We start from the raw sequence: 2893 nt of genomic DNA on the forward strand, positions 1-2893 counted from the left end.
GGCCTCGCGCAGCACCTCGGTGATCGCCTCCACCACCAGCTCGTGTTCATGCCGATCTTTGACGGAGCCGGGCAACAGATCGGCCGCCGGGCCGATCGGAGCCGTGCCGGCCAGGGCATCGCTGCGCAGCTGGCCCTGGCGCACCGTGAGCAGCCGCTCCGGTGACGCGCCCAGCAACACCCCACCCTGGGCCTGCTGCCAGAGGAAGCGACAGCTGCCGGGCTGGCGCAGGCGCAGCTGGGCCAGGAGCAGGAGGGGATCCAGGGGGCGATCCAGCTCCAGCCGCTGGCGCACCGCCAGCACCAGCTTGCGCAGCGCCCCCGTCTCCACCAGCTCCAGGCCTCGAGCCACCGCCTCGCGGTAGCCCTCCTGCCAGGGGGAGCTGTGCAACAGGCGGACCCCCAGCAAATCGCCCGCCGGTTCGGCAGACGGCGGCAGTGTGCGCAACAGCTCGGCCTGCTCCCAGAGCTCCTCCGCCACCGAGCGGGGGGTCACGTCGCCGCCGAGGCTGCGCTGCAGCCGCAGCCAGCAGTGGCGCCCCTGGCGGCTGAGCTGCCAGCGCGGCAGTACCGCCTCCACCCCGGCCACGCCCTGGCCGTCCTGCAGGGGGCTGTCGAAGAAGGAGAAGGCCAGCAGCACCCGCGGCCGGGCCAGGGGCGGGCAGGCCTGCGGCGCCACCGCCAGCCGGCTGAGGCTCACGGCGCTGAAGCGCTGGGCCAGCTCGAAGCGACGCGGTCCGCTCAGCTCCAGACTGTGGGTCTTGCCGCTGGCGGCCAGGCAGAGGCCGGGAGCGCTGTCCCAGAGGAAACGGAACCGCTGGCCGTTGGGCAGATGGGCCAGCATCGCCATCGGGTCTCGCGCGGCCAGCGGCAACGCCAGGCTCAGCACCCCGTCGTCTTCCAGCTGGCTGGCCCCCTGGGCCGCCGCGGCAAGGAGCTCCGTGAAGCTCGCCTCCGGCAGGGAGGGCTCCGCGAGAAACGACGGGAGTGGGGAGGTGACGCTGGGTGGAGCCTGCACCGGGTGGCGCCGAAGCGGCTGCTCAAATGTATGGACCTTCTCGCATCAGCAGCTGCCGGCATCCATGTCCGAGCCCCAGGTCGTCGCAAGCCTTCACGCCGCCGAGGCGCCACGGCAAGGGCCACCGCTGGATCGGCGCCGCCTCTGGAAGGCGGCGATCAAGTGGCCCATGTATGCCGTGGCGGTGATGCCGGCCCTGATCGCCGCCGGCTGGCGGCTGGGTCGCGGCCTGCCGATGCGGCTCGATCAACTGCTGCTGTTCCTGCTGGCGGCCGTGCTGCTGCTGGCCTGGGAGAACCTGGCCAACGACGTCTTCGATGACGAGACCGGCGTCGACACCCAGGGCAAGCCCCACTCAGTGGTGGCCCTCACCGGCCGGCGCGACCGGGTGGCGGCCCTGGCAAACGGGGCCCTGGTGCTGGGTCTGCTGGTGATGGCCGTGGTGGCCCTGCGCAGTTCCGCGGCGGTGCTGCTGCTGGTACTGGCCTGCTGCGGACTGGGTTACCTCTACCAGGGGCCGCCCTTCCGCCTTGGCTACCGGGGTCTGGGGGAGCCGCTCTGCTGGCTGGCCTTCGGCCCCTGCGCCACGGCGGCGGCCCTGCTGGCACTGGCACCGGTCGCCGAGGCCGGTGGGGCGGCGGGAGTCACGATCCCCTGGGCCGATGCCCTGGTGCTGGGGGGAGGTCCGGCCCTGGCCACCACCCTGGTGCTGTTCTGTTCCCACTTCCATCAGGTGGAGGAAGACGCCACCCATGGCAAGCGCTCACCGGTGGTGCAGCTCGGCAGCGATCGGGCGGCGACCCTGGTGCCCTGGTTTGTGGCGGCCACCCTGGCCTGGGAGTGGGCACCGGTGCTGCTCGGCTGGTGGCCCCTCACGGCCCTGCTCGGTGCGATCGGTCTGCCGCCGGCCCGGGCCCTGATCCGCCTGCTGCGCGAGCACCATCATGTGCCCGAGCGCATCAGTGGCAGCAAGTTCCTGGCCCTCCGCTTCCAGGCCCTCAACGGGCTGGGGCTGGCCCTGGGCCTGGCGCTGGGGCCCTGGCTGGCGCGGGCCGGGCATTGAGCTACAGCCCTGGATCAGGAGCGGCCGTGGCGCTGCGGCTGCAGTGGCGCCCGTTCCGTCTTTCATTGCCCCAGCCCCTGCGCACCTCCCAGGGCTGGCTGCGCCAGAAGCAGGGCTGGCTGTTGCGACTGGAGTCGCCCGATCACACCGCCTTGGGCTGGGGCGAGGCGGCGGCCCTGCAAGGCGAAACGGCGGCTCTGGCGGTTGCGATCGCCCGTTGCACGCCTGGACCAGACGCCACCATGACGCGTGTCGCCCTCGAGGCCCTGCTGCCCGGCCTGCCAGAGGTGCTGGCGTTCGCGATCGGTGCCGCCCTGGCGGAGCTGGACGGGCTGATCGGCCCCATCTGGCTGCCGCCGCCGCCCGCCGCCCGGCTGCTTCCGGCCGGAGAGGAAGCCCTGGCTGCCCTTGAGCTCCACCTGAACGCAGACGGGGCCAACAGGGCGGTCTGGCCGAGCTGCAAGTGGAAGGTGGCCGCCAACCCCGATCCACTGGAACGGCAGGTGCTGGAACAGCTGCTGGAGCGGCTGCCTGCCGACGCCCGGCTGCGGCTTGATGCCAATGGCGGCTGGAGCCGCGCCACCGCAACGGCCTGGGCAGAGCGGCTGGCGGAGGAGCCGAGGCTCGAATGGCTGGAGCAGCCGCTCGAACCCTTCGACCTGGAGGGCCATGAGGCCCTGGCCCGACTGCTGCCGGTGGCCCTGGATGAATCCCTGCAGCACAGGCCGGAGCTGCGCCAGCGCTGGCCCGGCTGGCAGGTGCGGCGCCCCTCGCAGGAGGGGGACCCGCGCCCCCTGCTGGCGGCACTGGCAG

3 protein-coding genes are annotated in these 2893 nt (G+C 72.9%); 2 read left to right on the forward strand and 1 reads right to left on the reverse strand.

Translation table 11 applies throughout. The features are described 5' to 3' along the window. On the reverse strand, positions 1 to 1017 hold a 1017-nt coding region (locus VB716_RS17345), incomplete at its 3' end, for a chorismate-binding protein (RefSeq protein ID WP_323271152.1). A 64-nt stretch (positions 1018 to 1081) separates the two neighbouring features. On the opposite strand from VB716_RS17345, the gene menA reads away from it, so the two are divergent. Together menA and VB716_RS17355 are read left to right on the forward strand one after the other, a co-directional pair. Further along, complete coding sequence (gene menA, locus VB716_RS17350) at positions 1082 to 2080, forward strand: 2-carboxy-1,4-naphthoquinone phytyltransferase (protein WP_322758229.1); 999 nt, start codon at positions 1082 to 1084, stop codon at positions 2078 to 2080. Continuing rightward, on the forward strand, positions 2077 to 2893 hold an 817-nt coding region (locus VB716_RS17355), incomplete at its 3' end, for an enolase C-terminal domain-like protein (RefSeq protein ID WP_323271153.1). The genes menA and VB716_RS17355, both read left to right, overlap by 4 nt.

It is taken from the genome of Synechococcus sp. CCY9201, from assembly GCF_034931105.1.
Classification (GTDB): Bacteria; Cyanobacteriota; Cyanobacteriia; order PCC-6307; family Cyanobiaceae; genus CBW1002.

Excerpts from the sequence above, each read along its gene's own strand:
- menA (WP_322758229.1), top strand. The coding sequence starts at position 1,082 with ATGTCCGAGCCCCAGGTCGTCGCAAGCCTTCACGCCGCCGAGGCGCCA.